Origin of the sequence: Kitasatospora sp. NBC_01287 (assembly GCF_026340565.1) — a bacterium.
Classification (GTDB): Bacteria; Actinomycetota; Actinomycetes; order Streptomycetales; family Streptomycetaceae; genus Kitasatospora.
Genome location: NZ_JAPEPB010000001.1, coordinates 2,007,752 through 2,024,050, shown reverse-complemented (window position 1 = coordinate 2,024,050; position 16,299 = coordinate 2,007,752). Strand labels below are relative to the sequence as shown.

At 69.7% G+C, this 16,299-nt stretch carries 20 protein-coding genes; 12 read left to right on the top strand and 8 right to left on the bottom strand.

What is annotated here, in order from left to right:
* Window positions 1-25: 25 nt before the first annotated feature.
* The 5 genes from OG455_RS08445 to OG455_RS08425 form a co-directional block, all read right to left on the bottom strand.
* Complete coding sequence (locus OG455_RS08445) at window positions 26-538, bottom strand: hypothetical protein (RefSeq protein WP_266291730.1); 513 nt, start codon at window positions 536-538, stop codon at window positions 26-28.
* A complete protein-coding gene (locus tag OG455_RS08440) occupies window positions 535-921 on the bottom strand; it encodes a hypothetical protein (RefSeq protein WP_266291728.1) in 387 nt (128 codons plus the stop codon). The genes OG455_RS08445 and OG455_RS08440 overlap by 4 nt, the downstream gene beginning before the upstream one ends.
* The gene (locus OG455_RS08435; protein ID WP_266291726.1) at window positions 918-2,462 is read right to left on the bottom strand and encodes a hypothetical protein; all 1,545 of its coding nucleotides are present in this window, start codon (window positions 2,460-2,462) and stop codon (window positions 918-920) included. Before OG455_RS08435 ends, OG455_RS08440 begins: the two co-directional genes overlap by 4 nt.
* Window positions 2,459-2,773: a hypothetical protein gene (locus OG455_RS08430; RefSeq protein ID WP_266291725.1), complete on the bottom strand. Its 315-nt coding sequence runs from the start codon at window positions 2,771-2,773 to the stop codon at window positions 2,459-2,461. Before OG455_RS08430 ends, OG455_RS08435 begins: the two co-directional genes overlap by 4 nt.
* A gap of 308 nt (window positions 2,774-3,081) precedes the next feature.
* Window positions 3,082-3,585: a gamma-glutamylcyclotransferase family protein gene (locus tag OG455_RS08425; protein WP_266291723.1), complete on the bottom strand. Its 504-nt coding sequence runs from the start codon at window positions 3,583-3,585 to the stop codon at window positions 3,082-3,084.
* A 175-nt stretch (window positions 3,586-3,760) separates the two neighbouring features.
* Here OG455_RS08425 and OG455_RS08420 point away from each other — a divergent pair, with 175 nt between their 5' ends.
* Together OG455_RS08420 and OG455_RS08415 are read left to right on the top strand one after the other, a co-directional pair.
* Window positions 3,761-4,720: an EamA family transporter gene (locus tag OG455_RS08420; RefSeq protein ID WP_266291722.1), complete on the top strand. Its 960-nt coding sequence runs from the start codon at window positions 3,761-3,763 to the stop codon at window positions 4,718-4,720.
* Between the two features lie 93 nt (window positions 4,721-4,813).
* Window positions 4,814-5,050, top strand: a complete 237-nt coding sequence (locus OG455_RS08415; protein ID WP_266291720.1) for a hypothetical protein — start codon at window positions 4,814-4,816, stop codon at window positions 5,048-5,050.
* Between the two features lie 245 nt (window positions 5,051-5,295).
* Here OG455_RS08415 and OG455_RS08410 read toward each other — a convergent pair whose 3' ends face one another.
* Window positions 5,296-5,526 (bottom strand): DUF397 domain-containing protein, encoded by a 231-nt coding sequence (locus OG455_RS08410; RefSeq protein ID WP_266291719.1) that lies wholly within the window; start codon window positions 5,524-5,526, stop codon window positions 5,296-5,298.
* A gap of 1 nt (window position 5,527) precedes the next feature.
* Window positions 5,528-6,376, bottom strand: a complete 849-nt coding sequence (locus OG455_RS08405; RefSeq protein WP_266291717.1) for a helix-turn-helix transcriptional regulator — start codon at window positions 6,374-6,376, stop codon at window positions 5,528-5,530.
* Window positions 6,377-6,633: 257 nt separating this feature from the next.
* Here OG455_RS08405 and OG455_RS08400 point away from each other — a divergent pair, with 257 nt between their 5' ends.
* From OG455_RS08400 to OG455_RS08370, 7 genes are all read left to right on the top strand, one after another.
* Complete coding sequence (locus OG455_RS08400) at window positions 6,634-7,089, top strand: ATP-binding protein (RefSeq protein ID WP_266291715.1); 456 nt, start codon at window positions 6,634-6,636, stop codon at window positions 7,087-7,089.
* A gap of 65 nt (window positions 7,090-7,154) precedes the next feature.
* Window positions 7,155-7,844 carry an AAA family ATPase gene (locus tag OG455_RS08395; protein WP_266291714.1) on the top strand — a complete coding sequence of 230 codons (690 nt, stop codon included), beginning with the start codon at window positions 7,155-7,157 and terminating at the stop codon, window positions 7,842-7,844.
* Between the two features lie 62 nt (window positions 7,845-7,906).
* Window positions 7,907-8,980: a radical SAM protein gene (locus OG455_RS08390; RefSeq protein ID WP_266291712.1), complete on the top strand. Its 1,074-nt coding sequence runs from the start codon at window positions 7,907-7,909 to the stop codon at window positions 8,978-8,980.
* Window positions 8,981-9,062: 82 nt separating this feature from the next.
* Window positions 9,063-9,446 carry an NUDIX domain-containing protein gene (locus OG455_RS08385; protein ID WP_266291710.1) on the top strand — a complete coding sequence of 128 codons (384 nt, stop codon included), beginning with the start codon at window positions 9,063-9,065 and terminating at the stop codon, window positions 9,444-9,446.
* A gap of 79 nt (window positions 9,447-9,525) precedes the next feature.
* Window positions 9,526-10,707, top strand: a complete 1,182-nt coding sequence (locus OG455_RS08380; RefSeq protein WP_266291708.1) for a tyrosine-type recombinase/integrase — start codon at window positions 9,526-9,528, stop codon at window positions 10,705-10,707.
* The gene (locus OG455_RS08375; RefSeq protein ID WP_266291706.1) at window positions 10,704-13,175 is read left to right on the top strand and encodes a tyrosine-type recombinase/integrase; all 2,472 of its coding nucleotides are present in this window, start codon (window positions 10,704-10,706) and stop codon (window positions 13,173-13,175) included. Before OG455_RS08380 ends, OG455_RS08375 begins: the two co-directional genes overlap by 4 nt.
* Window positions 13,172-13,723: a DUF6262 family protein gene (locus tag OG455_RS08370; RefSeq protein ID WP_266291704.1), complete on the top strand. Its 552-nt coding sequence runs from the start codon at window positions 13,172-13,174 to the stop codon at window positions 13,721-13,723. The genes OG455_RS08375 and OG455_RS08370 overlap by 4 nt, the downstream gene beginning before the upstream one ends.
* A gap of 99 nt (window positions 13,724-13,822) precedes the next feature.
* On the opposite strand, the gene OG455_RS08365 is transcribed toward OG455_RS08370, so the two are convergent.
* Window positions 13,823-14,377 (bottom strand): hypothetical protein, encoded by a 555-nt coding sequence (locus OG455_RS08365; RefSeq protein ID WP_266291702.1) that lies wholly within the window; start codon window positions 14,375-14,377, stop codon window positions 13,823-13,825.
* 202 nt (window positions 14,378-14,579) lie between these two features.
* On the opposite strand from OG455_RS08365, the gene OG455_RS08360 reads away from it, so the two are divergent.
* From OG455_RS08360 to OG455_RS08350, 3 genes are read left to right on the top strand one after another with little or no spacing between them, the layout of a single operon-like run.
* A complete protein-coding gene (locus OG455_RS08360; protein ID WP_266291700.1) occupies window positions 14,580-14,753 on the top strand; it encodes a hypothetical protein in 174 nt (57 codons plus the stop codon).
* A 1-nt stretch (window position 14,754) separates the two neighbouring features.
* On the top strand, window positions 14,755-15,636 hold the full coding sequence (locus tag OG455_RS08355) for a carbohydrate kinase family protein (RefSeq protein ID WP_266291698.1): 882 nt from the start codon (window positions 14,755-14,757) through the stop codon (window positions 15,634-15,636).
* Window positions 15,633-16,286: a hypothetical protein gene (locus OG455_RS08350; RefSeq protein WP_266291697.1), complete on the top strand. Its 654-nt coding sequence runs from the start codon at window positions 15,633-15,635 to the stop codon at window positions 16,284-16,286. Before OG455_RS08355 ends, OG455_RS08350 begins: the two co-directional genes overlap by 4 nt.
* Window positions 16,287-16,299 lie beyond the last annotated feature (13 nt).

Genomic DNA, 16,299 nt, shown 5'->3' with positions numbered 1-16,299 from the left:
GGCATCAGTGGGTGACGGTGACGCATCAGTGGGTGACGGTGACGAGGACGGTCTTGGTGCCCCACACGCACGGCACCGGCGACGGCGCGGACTTGGCCGCGGACTTGCAGCCGAACTGCTCGAAGGTCCAGCTCACCGTGGTGCTGCCGGGGACGACGGCGGTGTAGACCTCGTTGACGTCGGCCGAGCAGCCCGCTACGGCGGCGGAGCAGCCGTGCACGGTCTGCTCCGGATCGGCGCGGATCACGTGCGGGTTGGCGGGCACCCCGGGCAGCCAGCCGGCGGGCAGGTCGGAGCGGACGGTGGCGACCAGCAGGCGCTGGCCGACCTTCAGTTGGACCTGCTCGGTGGGGAAGGCGACCGGCTCGCCCTGCTGTGCCGCCGGCCTGCCGAACGCGGTCCGCTGGACCGTGCCGAAGTCCGGCAGGGCCGTCCTGCGGTCCGGCGGCCGGTGCGGCGACCCCGCGGCCAGGGTCGCCGACCCGCCGGCGATCACCGCCGCGGCCAGTACGGCGAGGAGTGCCGTCCGCCGCCTCACCTGGCCGCCTCGCGGGTCCGGCGGCGCAGCGCGATCAGCGCGGCCACCTGGGCCAGCCAGCGCGCGAAGAGCAGTTCGCGGCTGACGTCGAGCCCGCTCGCCGCGGCGGCCCTGATCCAGTCGCGCACCAGTTCCCGCGCCTGCTCCCCGGGTGCCGGCTCGCGCAGGTCGAGCGCGGCGGTGAAGCCCCCCGCGCGCACGTGGCGGGCCACGAAGCTCAGCGGGTAGGCGCCCAGGCCGGCCCGCTCCGCCTGGTGGCAGGCGGCGATCGCGGCCTCGGTGAAGAGCGCCTGGCGCGGACCGCCGGCCAGCAGCAGGCCCCGGGTGATCGCGGTGGCCACGTCCAGGTCGAGCAGCTCCGCGTCCTCGCGCTCGGTCCTCATTTCGGCAGCTCCACGGCGTAGGCGTTGTTGAGGTTGTCGCCGTCGGTCAGCGACCCGAGCTGCCCGTGCACGAACTGGTCCTCGCTCACCCAGGCGGTCCGGCCCCAGGGGTTGTAGATCTCCAGCATGTCGCCGTCCCGCCCGATGATCATCATCTGGTGCCCCTCGCTGCCCCGGTTGACGTCGATCGGCACGGGCAGGCCCTGGTCGACTGAGCTCTCGATCCGCTGTACCGCCGCCTGCCGGTCGCCGTCGCTGCCCAGCCCGACGTACTGGTAGTCGGCGCCGGTGGCGGCCCCGAGATCCTGTTCGGCCAGCAGGGTCTCGCCCGTGGGGCCGATGCCGGTCTTCGGGTCGATCCGGCCGTCGGCCGACTGGCCCTGCCGGTACTGGCCCAGGTACATCTGCTGCAGCCGTTGCTGGAAGGCCTGCGGCGAGTCGGCGCCCGGCTGGTCGGGCGTGCCGCCGGTGGTGAGGTGGTACATCGTCAGCGGGTCGAGCCGGGCCTGGGCGATCACCGTGGAGGCGGCGACGCAGTCGTTGTTGGCGCCCTGGGAGTAGACCGGGAAGCCGTCGATGAAGACGTCCTGGCCCTGGTAGGTCAGGTCGGTGTTGCCGGGCGACTCGTTCGCCGCCGCCGTGTTCCCGGTGGCCGGCATCAGGTGCGCGGAGAGCCAGACCGGATCGTCGCCGTGCGGGTGGATCCCCGCGTCGAACTGCTGGATGTCGGCCACCGAGTGCCCCGCGGCGAGCGCCTTCCAGAGATACGCCGACTCCTGGGGCGACTTGGCGCCCGCGAGCAGCGCGTTGAAGGCCGCCTGGTCGGCGCCGTTCATCACGCCGTAGATCCGGCCCGCCCGGTCGAGCTGGTTGTCGGTCAGGATCGGGTCGCCGTCCTCGCCGTCGCCCGGGTTCCTGGCGTCGGCCAGCACCACCGCGCTGAGCGGGTCCAGCGAGCCCTGGCCCGCGTGCTCGGCGCGGGCGGCGGCGGCCAGTTGACGCAGCCGGCTCGCGGTGCTGGTGCCGGTCTCCTCCGCGCGCTGGGCGGCGGCCAGCCGGGTGGCTATCCCGTCGAGCGCGACCTGCCGGGCTTGCGGCACCGCGTCGTCGCCGCCCTGCTGGACGGCGTTCTGCGCGGTGGTCAGCTTCGCGCGGCCGTTCGCGTCGGTCTGCTGCGCCCAGGCGAGTTCGTCCGCCCAGGCGGCCAGCAGCCGGCCGGCCTGGACCAGGCTCTGCTGGGTGAGCGCGGCCTCGTCGGCCACCGCCCGCACCGCCTGGCTCGCGGTTTCGGCGACCGCGCCGCGCCAGGCGTTCGGGAGCTGGTTGGCGGCCACCGCGCTCAGGTCCGAACTCGCCTGGGCGTAGCCGGCCGCGGTGTCGGCGTACGCCCGCGCCCGCTCCTGGATCGTGGGGGGATCGCCGACCGGGGCACCGATGGCCAGCGCGTGCTGGATCGCGGCGTACAGCTCGACGCCGACGAACATCGGGTCGAGGTCCTGGATCGATCGCTGCGCCTGCTGAAGATCGGTCACCTTGCTCACCGGGCGGCTCCGGTGCCCGTTCCGGCAGCTGCTCCGGCAGCGGCTCCCACCGTGGCCAGCGAGCCGGCCACGGTGGCCTCGGCGGCCCGGTAATTGGCGGTGGTCGCGGTGACGTTGCTGCTCAGCTCGGCCACCGCGCGCTGGGTGACGGTGAGTTCGGCGGCCCAGTCGGTGTCGAAGCCCGACCAGGCCTGGTCCATGCCGAACTCGCCGAAGACGGAGGCGGCGTAGCAGACCGGGGCGGTGTAGGCGCCCACCGCCTGCTGGAGGTCGGCCGAGACCTGGGACAGCTGCCCGGCCACCGCGTCCATCGCCTGCGGGTGGACCTGGTACCCGCCGGACCCGGCGGGCCCGCTCGACCCACTCGACCCACTGGACCCACTGGACCCGCTGGACCCGCCCCCGCCCACGTCCTGACTCGGGCTCACACCCATGCTGCATCTCCCCGTTGTGGTGGGCCGTGCGGCCCGGTGCGTCGCGCGCGCGAGCGCGGTAGCCGAGCATAGAGGGTGGGGTTCGCGGCGCTGACCGAAGGTGGCCGGCGGCGGAGGTCAGGAGTGCCCGCTGGTCGGGCGTGCTCGCGGGTCGGGCGTGCTCGCGGGTCGGGCCCAGCGGTGGGTCAGCCGCGCGCGGTCCAGTCGCCGGAGTGGATCGGCGCGGGTGCCGCGCGCAGCCGGGCCGTCAGCTCGGGGCCCGCCAGGTAGACCCAGGCCGCCACCGTCCGGGCCGCGCCGCCGCGTTCGGGGCCGGGCGCGAGGTCGGGTGCGGGTGCGGGTGCGGGGGCGGCTTCAGGCGCTGTTTCCACGGTGACCGGCCGCCGCAGCCGCACGTAGAGCCCCGTACCGTCGGGGCGGCACTCCTCCAGGACGTCGAGCGCGGCCAGTACCCGGGCGAACGCGGCCTCGTGCACGGTCACCAACTCGCCGCGCACCCGCCGCGTCGGGTCCGCGTCGGCCACCGCGTACGGGTAGCCGGGCCCGTCGTGCAGCGCGGCGCCGGCCAGCACGGCGGGTTCGATCCGCTCGCAGCGCCCGCCGAGGTACCGGTCGTGGTAGCGGCCGCCGGGGCGCAGCGTGCCGTAGACGAAGACGGGCAGTACGGGGTCGGTCACGGGGTCGGTCATGGGATCAGGCCTCCTGGGGCGGGGTGGCCCGGGTGGGGGCGCCCCTCGATTCTTCCGGTGGCGGGGCGGGCGGGACAGGGTGCTCGGCGAATCGTTGCCATATCCGGCTGGCGGAGGGCCGGCCCGATGCGCTCTGATACCCGTGGCCGTACAGCAGCATGATGAGGAGACGCGCATGACATCGATCGGTGCCGGCCGAGCCGCCGCCACGCAGTCGAAGCCCGGCTCGGGTCCGGGCTCGGGCGGCCCCGGGATCAGCAGGACCGTCTGGGCCGCGCTCGCGGTGGTCTACGTGGTCTGGGGCTCCACCTACCTCGGCATCCGGATCGCCGTCGAGACCCTGCCCGCGATGTTCTCGGCCGCGACCCGCTTCGTCCTCGCCGGGGCGCTGCTGCTCGGTGTGCTGGCCTGGCGGCTCGGACCCGCGGCGGTGCGGGTGAGCCGCCGGCAGCTCGGGTCGGCGGCGGTGGTCGGCCTGCTGCTGCTGGTCGGCGGCAACGGGCTGCTGGTGCTGGCCGAGGGCCGCATCCCGTCCGGCCTGGCGGCGCTGCTGGTCGCGGTGGTGCCGCTCTGGGTGGTGCTGCTGCGCACGGTCACCGGCGACCGGCCCGGCGGCGCCGCGCTGATCGGCGTGCTGCTCGGACTGGCCGGTCTCGCGGTGCTCTCGGCCCCGGGCTTCAGCGGCAGCGTCTCGCTCGGCGGCGTGGTGCTGATCATGTTCGGCTCGATCTCCTGGGCGGTCGGCTCCTTCGTCTCGCGCCGCCTGCCGATGCCCGCCAACCCGCTGGTGGCGAGCGCCTACGAGATGCTGATCGGCGGCCTGGGCTGCCTGCTGGTCGCGCTCGCCCGCGGCGAGGAGCACGGCCTGCACCTCGGCGCCGTCTCCACCCGCTCCTGGCTCGCGCTGGCCTACCTGATCGTGGTCGGCTCGCTGGTCGGCTTCACGGCCTACGCCTGGCTGCTGCAGTCCGCGCCGCTCGGCCTGGTCGCCACCTACGCGTACGTGAACCCGGTGGTCGCGGTCTTCCTCGGCTGGCTGGTCCTGGCCGAGCGGCTGACGCTGTCGGAACTGCTGGGCGGCGCGATCGTGGTGCTGGCGGTCGGTGTGGTGGTGAGCACGGAGCGTCGCGGCTGACCGCGCGGTGCCGTCGGCCGGTGCGGTCGGACGCGGGCACCGCGTGGCGGCCCGCCGTACCGTGGGGGAGGGGGCTGACGATGGGAGTCCTAGATGCCTGGTTCCGTCACGATCGGTCACACCGAGGCCGTCGCCACTGTCGAACACGCCGATGCCCAGCGCCTCGCGGTCCTGCTGGACGAAATGGGCCACCTGCTGGCCATGGCCGGCCCCAACCGGCTGACCGAAGCCCAGGTCGCCGCGCTCTGCGAGGGCAGGGCCGTCAGCCGCGACGAGCTCGCGCGCTGGTGCCGCGGCCTGGCGGCCCACCTGCACGAGTACGAGCACTGACCGCGCCGCCAAGGTCCACTCCGCGGCCCGCGCGCCCGCCCCACCGAGGGCGGGCGCGCGGGCCGTCGGCGTTCGGCCCCGCTGCCCACGCCCGCCCCGCCGGATCGGATCGCCCGGTCGAGGTATCGCGGACCATTCCCCTGCCGGCAGAGCGGCTCCGGCCGTACGGTTGCGGCAACGCGTGAGCCGCTTCCCCCCACCACGTATGGGGGGAAGCGGCTCACGCGTTGCCGCATGCGGTCGGGTCAGAGCAGACCCTGCTTGGCGCCTCCCACGAAGGCCGCCCACTCCTCAGCATTGAAGCGCAGGGCCGGGAGATGCGGGTTCTTGGAGTCGCGGATGGCCGTGCCGCCGCCGGGGAGGTCGGTGTACTCCAGGCAGTCTCGGTTGTCCTGACTCAGCGGGGACTTGCGCCAGACGGCATTGCTCAGGTTCAGGGCGTACAACTCCGCCTTGACTTCGGGGTCGGTGCTCACCTCAGTGTCCTTCCATGATCGTTCGGATGGTCTCCCGCGACTGGTCGTCGGGAAGTGCTGCGGCACGGATTTTGTCGAAGGCGGTCTCAAAGTTTCGCACCTCCTCTCGATCCTCCAGGCACTGCATCTGCGCCCTGTGCTCGATGGTCACCAAGGAGGGCCACGGGTGAGAGAACTGAGTGATCGCGAACGTACCGGAGGCGCCGGGATGCGGCCCGGCGGTGAGCGGCATGACCTGGATCGTGATGTTGGGGAGATCGCTCATGTCGATCAGGTGGCGGAGCTGCTCACGCATCAGGGAGGGGTGGGAGACGAAGCGCTGGTGGAGGAGTGATTCGTTGATCACGGCCCAGTAGGAGACGGCGTTGCCTGGCCTGGTGAGGATGTTCTGTCGAACGACGCGCAGTTCGGCGATAGCGGCGTGCTCGTCCTGCGGTCGATTGAACGCCGTCGCAGCGGTGACCTCCCTGGCGTAGGCGCCGGTCTGCAACAGCCCGGGGAGCACGTTGGGCTGGTACTGCCGGATGCTCTCGGCGTCCGACTGCGCGCTGATCAGATCCTGGAGATCGTACGGTGCGGTCGCATAGTTGGCCCACCAACCGGTCTTGCCAGCGTCCCTGGCCAATGCCTCCATCGCCGCGATGGTCTTCGGATCCTCGACGCCGCAGATGTGGAGTACACGGGTCACGTCAGCGGCGCTGATCTTCGCCTTGGCGTTCTCGATCCGCGACAGCTTGGAGCTGTCCCACTTCTCGCCCATTGCCTCTGCCGCCTGTTCCAGGTTCAACCCGGCGGTGTTGCGGTATTCCCGCAGCCTCTCGCCGAGTCGGCGGCGCCGCAGAGTAGGCACTGCTCGAACGTTGGGCATGGGTGCACGCCGTCCTCTCCAGGGTGTGCTATCGCACCTGCAAGGTGCAGTGTGGCATTCCTAGGGTGCCAAGTCGATGGAACAGATGTTCTTTCTTTTGCGAATTCCGGTGCCAATATTGAGGATTGAAGATCAACAGAGGATGCTGGATCGCATCAGAGCTGTGACCATCGTCACTTCTTGATCTCATTGACGTGCGGTCATGTTCCTTGATCAGCCGCCCTCTTGAAGGACTTCGCATGTCCGAGATTCATCAACTCATCATTTCGCAAGGCGAGTTGGATTCGCCTCAGGTCGATTGGGCCGTCAATCCGACGGAAGCCTCGGTGAAGGAGACCCGAGACAGGGTTCCCAAGGCGCTTCGCGCCTGGGGTTTCCGCTTGACCGCTGACAAGGAGTTCGAAATCAAGCTCATCGTCAGCGAACTGGTGACGAACGCCCTCCTCCACGCCCCCCGACACGGCATCCACTTCGCGATGTGGATCTACCGGCCTGGCCAGTTGGTCGTCGAAGTCCAGGATCGAGGAGCCCGCGCTCCCAGCCGTGCCCGCCGGGCCGCGACCGGCGAAGACACCACCGGACGCGGGATGGCCATGGTCGAGAGCCTCGCGCTCAGCTGGGGCGTCAGCTACCCGGGGTCCGGCAAGCGCGTCCATGCGACCGTCGCCATTCCCGACACCCCCAACGTCGGCTGATCCGACTTCGCCTCCTGGGCGCTGACGCGCCCAGCCTCCCTGTCCACGCCACCGAGGAGAACGCCGTGGTCACCGCCATCTTCCTCCTGGGACCGCCCGCCAGCGGCAAGAGCACCCTGAGCCGGCAGTTGGAGAGCCGACACCACGCCCGCACCTTCCGCTTGCGCGAGTACGCCGGCCAGCGCGCTCGCACCGACCCGGCGTTGGCTGCGGTCATGCGGCGGCGGGCCGACCCGCTGGGGTGGCTGCCCGACCGGACAGCGGTCGTACTGGTCCGCGACGCTGTCTCCGGCCAGTTCCAGCCGGCGGTCGGGTCCCCGGTGGTCTTCGAGGGCTACCCGGGCAACGGCTACCAAGCCGACTACCTGGCCCGGCTGCTCAGCGCGCTTCGCCTGCCCTCGCTGGCGCTGGTGCTCCGGTTGCCCCCGCAGGCCGCCCGGCAGCGGGCTGAGGCCCGCCGGGTGTGCCCAGCCTGCACCGCCGAGGACGGGGAGCCGCACCGGCCCGCACGGCTCGCCGAGAACGGCCGGTGTGCCGACTGCGGAGCCCCGGCCCAGCGTCGGGATTCCGACGAGCCCCAGCGGCTCGCGGCCCGCGCCGCGAGGTTCCTCCAGCACCTTCCGTCCATTCGGACCGCGCTGACCGCCCAGGACGTCCCCTGGCGCACCATCGACGCCGAACTGCCGCCTGCCCTGCTGCTCGCCGCAGCAGAGGCCGAACTTCACGTCCATCTCCCGAAAGGATCCACTCCTTGAGTGCCGTTGACCTGCCTGTCCCGACGCTGCGTCAGGATGCCTACGGGCACGCTCGGATGCCCGTGTCAGCCTCCGACACGGACGTGCGGAAGATCGAGCGCGTGGAGTATGGCCGGTTCCGCAACGTGTACCTCTACATCACCGAGGCATGCCAGCTCCGTTGTGGTGACTGCTACATGGGGGCCCGGCTGGAGCGCGCCCTGAAGATGCCGCCCGAGCGGATCAAGGCCAACCTCACCGCGTGGCGGCAGATGGGTGGTTCCAAGCTCACCATCCTGGGTGGCGAGCCCACGCTGCACCACGACTACGTGAACACCATCCGGTTGGCCAAGCAAATCGGCTACGAGCACGTGATCACCACCAGCAACGGCCTCGACCCGGCTATCAGGAAGTTCCGCAGGCTGGAGCCCAGCGACTTCTCCTACGTGCAGATCAGTGTGGACGGCGGCAGTCCCGCCACCCATGACGCGGTGCGCGGGGAGGGCACCTTCAAGACCACCCTGAAGAACGTCGCCGAGCTGTGCGAGCGCGGATTCGACACCCGGATCATCTGCACCGTCAGCAAGGCCAACGAGGCGGACTGCCTGCGGCTGCTGGACATCGCCGACTCGTTGGGCGTCAGCTTGGTGAAGTTCCACGTCATGAGCGTCATCGGACGCGGCCACGGCAACGAGGAGTGGGGCATGCGCCCCCACGAGTGGCTCGACTTCACCGACCGGCTCCCCGAGGTAGCCGCCGGCCACCGCGCCCGGGTCTGGTACCAGCCCACCTTCGCTCGACGCTCCGAGATGGCCCGCTTCGAGGAAGAGGGCTACCGGGGCTGCATCGGCCGCACCCTGGACCGCATCAGCATCTTCCCCGACGGCCGGTCCTACGTGTGCAGCTTCCTGTTCGACACCGATCTCCATTACGCCAACACCGCCCCCGACGGCACCATCACCGTGAACCGGGGGCCGAACGAGTTCGACCTGTTCAGCGGAGCGCTCACCAAGTCGGCGTGCGGCGACTGCAAGGCCCCCGGCTCCTGCATGGGCGGCTGTCCCGCGGAGGAGATCGTGGACAGGCGTGCCTCGTGCGCCGAAGAGCCCGACATCGTGCCGGTGTGCCGCCTGTGGAAGTCCAGTCCGGCGAACTAGTCGCCACAACAACCTGCTTGAGGAGTCGTTGATCAACTCGTGCGGTCACCGGCCGCATGCCGAACAACCCAAAGGAACCACCGTGGCCGAGCGTTACAAGACCTGCGTCGACCTGCACGTCATCCTTCTCCAAGATAGCCGGATCCTCCTGGGCCGACGCCAGAACACCGGCTTCGCCGACGGCGCTTGGCACCTGCCGTCCGGTCACCTCGACCCCGCCGAGAGCGCCACCGCCGGAGCCGCCCGGGAGGCCGCCGAGGAGATCGGCGTCACCATCGACCCCGCGAAGCTCAGCCTCGCGCACGTCATGCACCACCGCACCGACGACGCCCGCACCGCCCTGTTCTTCGAGGCCGCTGACTGGACGGGCGAGGTCACCAACCAGGAGCCCGACAAGTGCGCCGGATGGCAGTGGTTTCTCCAGGGTTCATTAGGTGTTGCGGGTTGTGGCATCTCGTGTGGGTGATGAGCCGTCGGAGACCGCATCTCTGTGGGTGACGTGGTCGTTGTGACATGTTGCCCACGAGTTGAGCGGAGGATCACAAGTGAAGGCGTTCCCTGTGAAGTTGCCATCCGGCGATTTCTACTGGACTGTGCTGGACGGCCAGTTGGCCATCGTCCCGGAGGCGGATGCGTTCCTGCGCCACGTCCGGTTCGGCCGTGCCCAAGCCGAGCTGACCACGAAGACGTATGCCGGCTCGATCGCCCTCTACCTGCGGTGGTGTGCGCGCACGGGACGGGATTGGAGGACTGCCGCGGTCGACCTGTCTCTGTTCATCACCTGGTTGCGGTACGCGTCCGCGGAGCTCACGGGAGCCGAGCCTCCGGCCCTCGGCACTGCGATGGTGCTGACCGGGCCCGGGATGAAGCCGCAGCGTGGTGGCGCCCGGATCGAGAACATCCTGGTCGGTGTTCGGACCTTCTTGCGGCACGCGGTCAGCACCGGCAGCGCGCCCGGCGCGGTCCTGTCCCAGCTCTATGAGATGGCCGACGCTCGGGATCTTCCCCTTGAGGCACGGGGCGAGGGTGACCGCATGGCCTATCGCCTGCGTGCCCAGCATCGTGTCAGCGTGCCCCGCGCACGTCGGGACCGTGCTGCCGACGAGGAGGTTCTGGCTCTCCTGAGGGCCTGTCACCTCGCACGGGACCGGTTCATCGTTCTGCTGCTGGCCCGTGCGGGTCTTCGCCGGGGCGAGGCGGCTGGGCTGCGCAGGGAGGACATGCACTTCATGCCGGACTCGACGCCGCTGGGCTGCCTGGTGCGCGGCTCCCATGTCCATGTGGTCCGCAGGGCGAACTCGAACGGGGCCTGGGCGAAGTCGGTGCGCGAACGCTGGGTGCCCGCCGACTGGCTGGTGGTCCAGGCATACGACCAGTACGTGCTGGAGCGTCTGTCCTTCCCACATGGCGAGCACAGCGACTTCGCGCTGGTCAACATCCTGCGGGGCAGTCTGGGGGCGCCGATGTCCCCGGATGCGGTGACGGAACTGATCGAGAGACTGGGCCAGCGAGGTGGGGTGGACCGAGCCGTGACCGCCCACATGCTTCGTCATGGCTTCGCCAGCAATGTGGGTGACAGCGGCGGCACCGTCGACGAGATCGCGCAACTGCTGGGCCACTCGCAATTCTCCAGCAGCGAACCGTACTTGCACCCGGCCCAGCATCGGATCCGCGAAGCCGTCGAGCGTGTCCCCTCGCCGGTCGATGCCTGGGGAGCCCTGCGATGATCCGGGGCACCAGCGCGCTCATGGCACCAGCGCTAGCCTCCGAGCGGGACGAGGACCTGGCCGAGTGGTTCTGGGGCCTGGTGAGGCCGGAATTCCCGGCGGAGATCGGCTTTGACCGCGCCCTCAACATTCTCCAGCCGCCAGCTGACCACCCGCTGCTGGGCTGGTCAGTATGCCGAGCACGGGACTGCAGTGTCGTAGTCCTGTCCCGCGGGATGATTTGCACGTCCTGCGCCCGTCGCCTGGCCGACTCAGGCCTCGACGAAGCCGAGTTCGTGACGCTGCCCCGTCCGGACGGCCGGCGCCGTCGCTTCGTGCGCAACTGCCTGGTGCCGCAGTGCGAACGACCGTGGGTCGACGCCCCGCGGTCGTTGTGCTCGTCGCACCACTGGCAGCGGACCATGGTGATCGAGTGCTCGCTCGACGACTTCCTCGCCCGCACCGACCTGGTCCCGCTGCCCAGTCTCGGCCCCTGCTCGGCCCCGGCCTGCGTCCGCCATGCCGGCGTCATGAAGTCGATGCTGTGCCACGCGCACAACTGCCGCCTGGTCGACGATCGCCGCACCGACCCCGACCTGGACCTCGATGCGTGGAGGGCGACCCAGACGCCCATCCCCGAAGGCGCCGAGGTTAGCTTCCGGGGCCTGTCCGATCTCGTGGTGGCCCAGTTGATCTACGGCATCCAGCAGCGGTGCACGGACGGTGCCCTGACCACGTACCACCGGCTGCGCAATCTCACTGCCTGGCTGCGCCGCCAGCAGACCGCTTCCTTGGAGGGGATCGACCCCCGTCAGGCCGTGGCCAGCGGCATTGATCGGCTCACCCGCGGCCCGCTGACGACGATCACCACCGCTGTCCGACGGGCCCGCCTAACGCCGGAGAGCGAGTATCCGAAGGACTGCTGGGATCTGACCGTCTTCGGGCACTCCGGCACCATCGACTTCAGCGGCATCACGCAGCCGTGGCTGCGGGAGACCGCCAAGCGCTGGGCCAGGCACACCGCGCCGCAGGTCCGCGGTGAGAAGGCCGGCGCGAACCTGCGCAAGCAGGTGAATGATCTCGGTCTGCTCTCGCAGAGCCTGCGCGCCCGCCCCGACCGCGGCGACACCCCCCAGGAACTGGGGCGAGAGGACATCGAATTCTTCCTCAACCGGCTGACGCATCTGCTCGCCACTGGCCGTATCAGCGCCTACCACCGCCGCCATGCCATCTACGTGACGGGCAACATCATCAGACGCATGCGCAGCCTGGGGCTGACCAAAGCGGGCGAGCCGATGCACGGACTGCCCGACAACTTCACGATGATCAGGGGTGACCTTCCCACCAAGCCCGAGCGCAAGGAAGCCGGTCAGGACCTGCCCGCCGAGGTCATGCGTCGGCTCTGCGCGGAGCTCGGCCGCATCGAGGAGCGATCCGGCCTGGAGACACGGGTCGGGATCGAATTGCTGATCGACACCGGTCGTCGGCCCGATGAGATCTGCGAGCTGATCTTCGACTGCCTTGAACTGGACGGCGAAGGCAAGCCAGTGCTGATCTACGACAACAGCAAGGAAGACCGGCCTCAGCGCGAGCTGCCCCTGCACGAGTCCACTGCCGCGCTCATCCGGACACAGCAGCAAGCCGTTCGGGTCCGGTTCCCCAGCACCCCTGCGCGGGACCTGAAACTCCTGCCGTCGCCCATCCGCAATCCCCGTGGCCTCAAGGCCATCACCGAGAGCACGCTCAGTGCGAACACCCGCACGTGGGTCGATGCCCTCTCCGAGATCATGCTCGACAGCGGCGCCGTCTTCGACAAGACGAAGATCTTCCCTTACGCGTTCCGCCACACCTACGCGCAGCGGCACGCCGACGCCGGGGTTCCTATCGACGTGCTGTCGAAACTCCTTGATCACGACACGTTGGAAGCCACTCGGTGCTACTACCGCGTCAAGGAAAAGCGCCTGCGTCAGGCGGTCGATAAGGTCACCCGCTTGCAGTTCGACCGCCACGGCAGTCGCACCTGGCAGCAGGCCAAAGCCCTGCTGGATGCCCAGCGCAGCCGCCGCGCCGTCGGCGAGGTCGCCGTCGCCTTCGGGCGCTGTTCCGAGCCGACCAACGTGACCGCTGGTGGCGGGCAGTGCCCGCTTCGTTTCCGCTGCCTGGGCTGCGACCACTTCAGCACCGACGTCTCCTACCTGCCGGAACTCCGCAGTTACCTGGATGACCTACTGCGGACCCGCGAGCGGCTGAGCGCGATGGCCAGCGCTGACGAGTGGGCCAAGCGCGAGGCCATGCCCTCGGACGAGGAGATCAGTCGGGTTCGGCGCCTCATCCGGCGAGTCACCGAGGACCTGGACTCGCTGACCGAGCAGGAACGCGCTGAGATCGAGGAGGCCGTGGCAACGGTCCGCAAAACTCGTCAAGGTTTCCTCGGGATGCCCCGGATCCGGCAGCCCCTGCCCGACGTCCGACCGGAGCGTCCGCGATGACGACCAAGCCAAGCGCGGGAGAACGCCTCGCCCAGGGCCGTCGCGACGACTCTGCGCGGCGCCGCCAGCGCGTCCTCAAGGTAGTCAACCAGTTGGCCCGCGAAGGCGGAAGCGTGTCCGTCTCTGCTGTCGCACGCGGCGCCGGGGTCGACCGGACGTTCCTCTACCGGCATCCGGACCTCCTGGCCCATGTTCACGCGCTGGCCGCCGAGCCACCACCGAACCCAGGCAAGGGGCCGACGGTCAGCAGGGCATCTCTGCAAGCAGACCTTCTCGCCGCCAATGCGCGTAGCACCCGCCTGGCCGAGCAGATCCGACAGCTTGAACAGCGCCTGTCCGAGGCACTCGGCGAGCAGGTCTGGCGGAACAGCGGCATCGGACCGCCCAGCGACATCGACAGACTCCAAGCCCGCATCACCGAACTCGAACAGCAGAACCTCGACCTCCACCTCCAACTGGACGAGAGAGACGAGGAGTTGAACGCCGCACGGACCGCGAACCGCGAACTGACCAAGACCATCAACCATGAAACGGGAAGAACCACATGACCAACCGTCACCGCAGTGTCATCGACGTCTACGTGCTCCTCCGCAGGGCCGACGGCGCCATCCTCGCGTAGACGGTGCCCCTACGGACCACAGAAGTATTCAGTCATGGATCGCCCAGACGTCACTCGGCAGCCAGTGGGAGAGATCATCGAGCGCCTCAGCGGGGTAGAACACGGGTCGGGTGAGGAGACGGTCGCCTTCTCGTTGCACATTGATCGTCACACCGAGGGACTCCGAGGCCGGAACGCCTGCGCTCATGTAGACGAGCTCGCTTTCGGGCGGCAGGGTCTCGGCTCGATCGACCATCCACTGCTCCAGCACGGAGGGCACCCGGCCGACCAGCGCCGTGCCCTCCACAGAGACCTGCGGCCCGCACAGGGCGTCGACCACAACGCCCACGAGCCCCCCATCCCGGTAGTAGAGGTGCAGGCCGAACTTCGGGTAAACCCCTTGCACGACCGTGGAGACGTTCGAGTTCGCAGGACGATGGCGTTGGTGCCGCTCGGTCTCCGCGGTGACATCGTCCATCGCGTCCGCTACCTCGTCGGGGCTCATGCCGAAGCGCAGCGGCCCCACCCCCACGAACGGCTCCAACATCCACTGCTGCCGCTCTTCGTCCGGCAGCACTTGCCACCACCCCTTGAACATGATCACGGAGTCTACGACAGCGACCGGCGCCGACGCATTGCTACAGCGTCCCCTTCCCATGACTGGGCCGAGTCGAAGCTGACCGACCGATCACTCCGAGATCGTCCCCGGGTCTCCGGACGGCGGTCGTCCTTCCTCGACGGCTGGGACGACCCCTCAACGGCGGGTTGGCGTTTCCACTACACCTGTTGCAGAAGGAGAGCAGCGCATGGAATCTCGTGACCTGGACAAACGTGGCACTCCACCGACCGAACAGTGCACTGAGCCCCAGAGAAACTGGTTCGGCCTGGACGTGCTGCCCGACGAGATGATCCCGTACGCCGCCGAAGCCCTCGCCCACTACCGCGAGGGCACGCTCTACTCCGAGCGCGGCTGGTCCTGACGTGACCGCCGCCGTGGACCTCGCCTGCTTCAGCTACCTGGCCGGCGCACGACTCCTGTCCGTGGACCGGTACCCGACAGCCGACAGCGGTGCCGAGGTCCACGACGTCATCCACTCGCTCGCCGGCGACGGCCCTATCGCCGCCGTCACTGCCGCCGGCCTCGCCCTCGCCTGCTCCGTCGTGGCCAACTGTGTTGGAGCCGACCTGGTCGGCACCGGGCTCCTGGAGCAACTGGAGAACGCCGGGATACAGCACCGCATCACCCAGCGCATCGGCCTGCGCACCCCGGAGATCACCGTCATCACCGACCGGGACGGCACCCGGACCTGGTTCGCACACCTTGCCCAGGCCACCGGCGACCTACTGACGGCCGACTTCTCGGGGTTGGCTCGCGCCAGGGCCGCCTACATTGACTGCTACCGCGCCATCACCCAGCCCGCAGCCCACGCCATTCAGGCCGCCGCGCAAGCAGGTGTCCCGGTGATCCTCAATCTCGGCAGCGAGCCCCTCGACCCTGTCATCAGGCAAGCCGCCTCCGCAGCCGACGTGATCGCCGTCCAAACCGGTCTCCCCGAACGGCACGCCAACCAGGCGCACGCCGTTGCCGATGACCTGTTCCAACAGCTCAACCCGACCGCTGCGCTGGTAACCCTCGGCCGGCTCGGGGTGGTGGCCCGCAGTGCCACCGGTCGCTACCGGGTCCCTGCCGGAGCGGGTCCCGTCGTCCACACCCACGGGGCCGGAGCCGCGTTCTCCGGCGGCTTCGCCGCCGCTTACCTGGCGGGCCACGACCTACCCACGTGCCTGCGTCGGGCCTGCACCACTGCCACAGCCCACTGCGCCACCCATCACCCGTACTCACCCCAAGGAGCCCACCCATGAGCACCATCCGGACCTACGCGACCCAGCTCCAGGGACTCGACTGGGACGACGCCGCCCAGGTCGGGGCGGCCACCGCCGACGTCCTCGCCCACCTCTCCGAGGACCGCGCCGCTCTGCGTTCCGCCGTCGACCACGCCGCCATCGACCCGCAGCTGAGGGCACTGTGCGAGCACTACGACATCCTGGACAAGATCGTCCTCCACGACGACCCGTCCGGATTCCGCGTCCGGCTGCACCTGTTCGGCCCTGACCACTACGACCGCCCCCACAACCACCGCTGGAGCTACTCCGCGCAGGTCCTCGCCGGTCGCTATACCCACACCCTCTACGGCACCGAAGAGGGCTTCGATGAGAGCACCGACATCGCGAAGCTCCAAGCCAAGATGGTGCGCTCCGAGCATGCCGGTTCCAGGTACACGCTCCACCACACCATGGTCCACGCCGCCGTCGCCGACCCGGACACGGTCTCGCTCATCGTGCGCGGCCCCGCTGTCAAGGAGCGCTTCCTGGTGACCGATCGCGTCACCGGACAAGTCTGGTGGCAGCGCGGCGCCGCTGACGAGAGCCCCGAGGAGGCGGCTGCCAAGCGCATGACGCAGGGTCAATTCGATCGCTGTGTCGATGCCCTGAAGTGGCTCGGACTCATCTGAGAGCCAGGGCGCG

What these genes read in the sequence shown, in the direction of transcription:
- OG455_RS08350 (WP_266291697.1), top strand. Translation starts at nt 15,633, where the DNA reads ATGAGCACCATCCGGACCTACGCGACCCAGCTCCAGGGACTCGACTGG.
- OG455_RS08425 (WP_266291723.1), bottom strand. Translation starts at nt 3,585, where the DNA reads ATGACCGACCCCGTGACCGACCCCGTACTGCCCGTCTTCGTCTACGGC.
- OG455_RS08360 (WP_266291700.1), top strand. Translation starts at nt 14,580, where the DNA reads ATGGAATCTCGTGACCTGGACAAACGTGGCACTCCACCGACCGAACAG.
- OG455_RS08415 (WP_266291720.1), top strand. Translation starts at nt 4,814, where the DNA reads ATGCCTGGTTCCGTCACGATCGGTCACACCGAGGCCGTCGCCACTGTC.
- OG455_RS08370 (WP_266291704.1), top strand. Translation starts at nt 13,172, where the DNA reads ATGACGACCAAGCCAAGCGCGGGAGAACGCCTCGCCCAGGGCCGTCGC.
- OG455_RS08430 (WP_266291725.1), bottom strand. Translation starts at nt 2,773, where the DNA reads ATGGACGCGGTGGCCGGGCAGCTGTCCCAGGTCTCGGCCGACCTCCAG.
- OG455_RS08375 (WP_266291706.1), top strand. Translation starts at nt 10,704, where the DNA reads ATGATCCGGGGCACCAGCGCGCTCATGGCACCAGCGCTAGCCTCCGAG.
- OG455_RS08420 (WP_266291722.1), top strand. Translation starts at nt 3,761, where the DNA reads ATGACATCGATCGGTGCCGGCCGAGCCGCCGCCACGCAGTCGAAGCCC.
- OG455_RS08440 (WP_266291728.1), bottom strand. Translation starts at nt 921, where the DNA reads ATGAGGACCGAGCGCGAGGACGCGGAGCTGCTCGACCTGGACGTGGCC.
- OG455_RS08400 (WP_266291715.1), top strand. Translation starts at nt 6,634, where the DNA reads ATGTCCGAGATTCATCAACTCATCATTTCGCAAGGCGAGTTGGATTCG.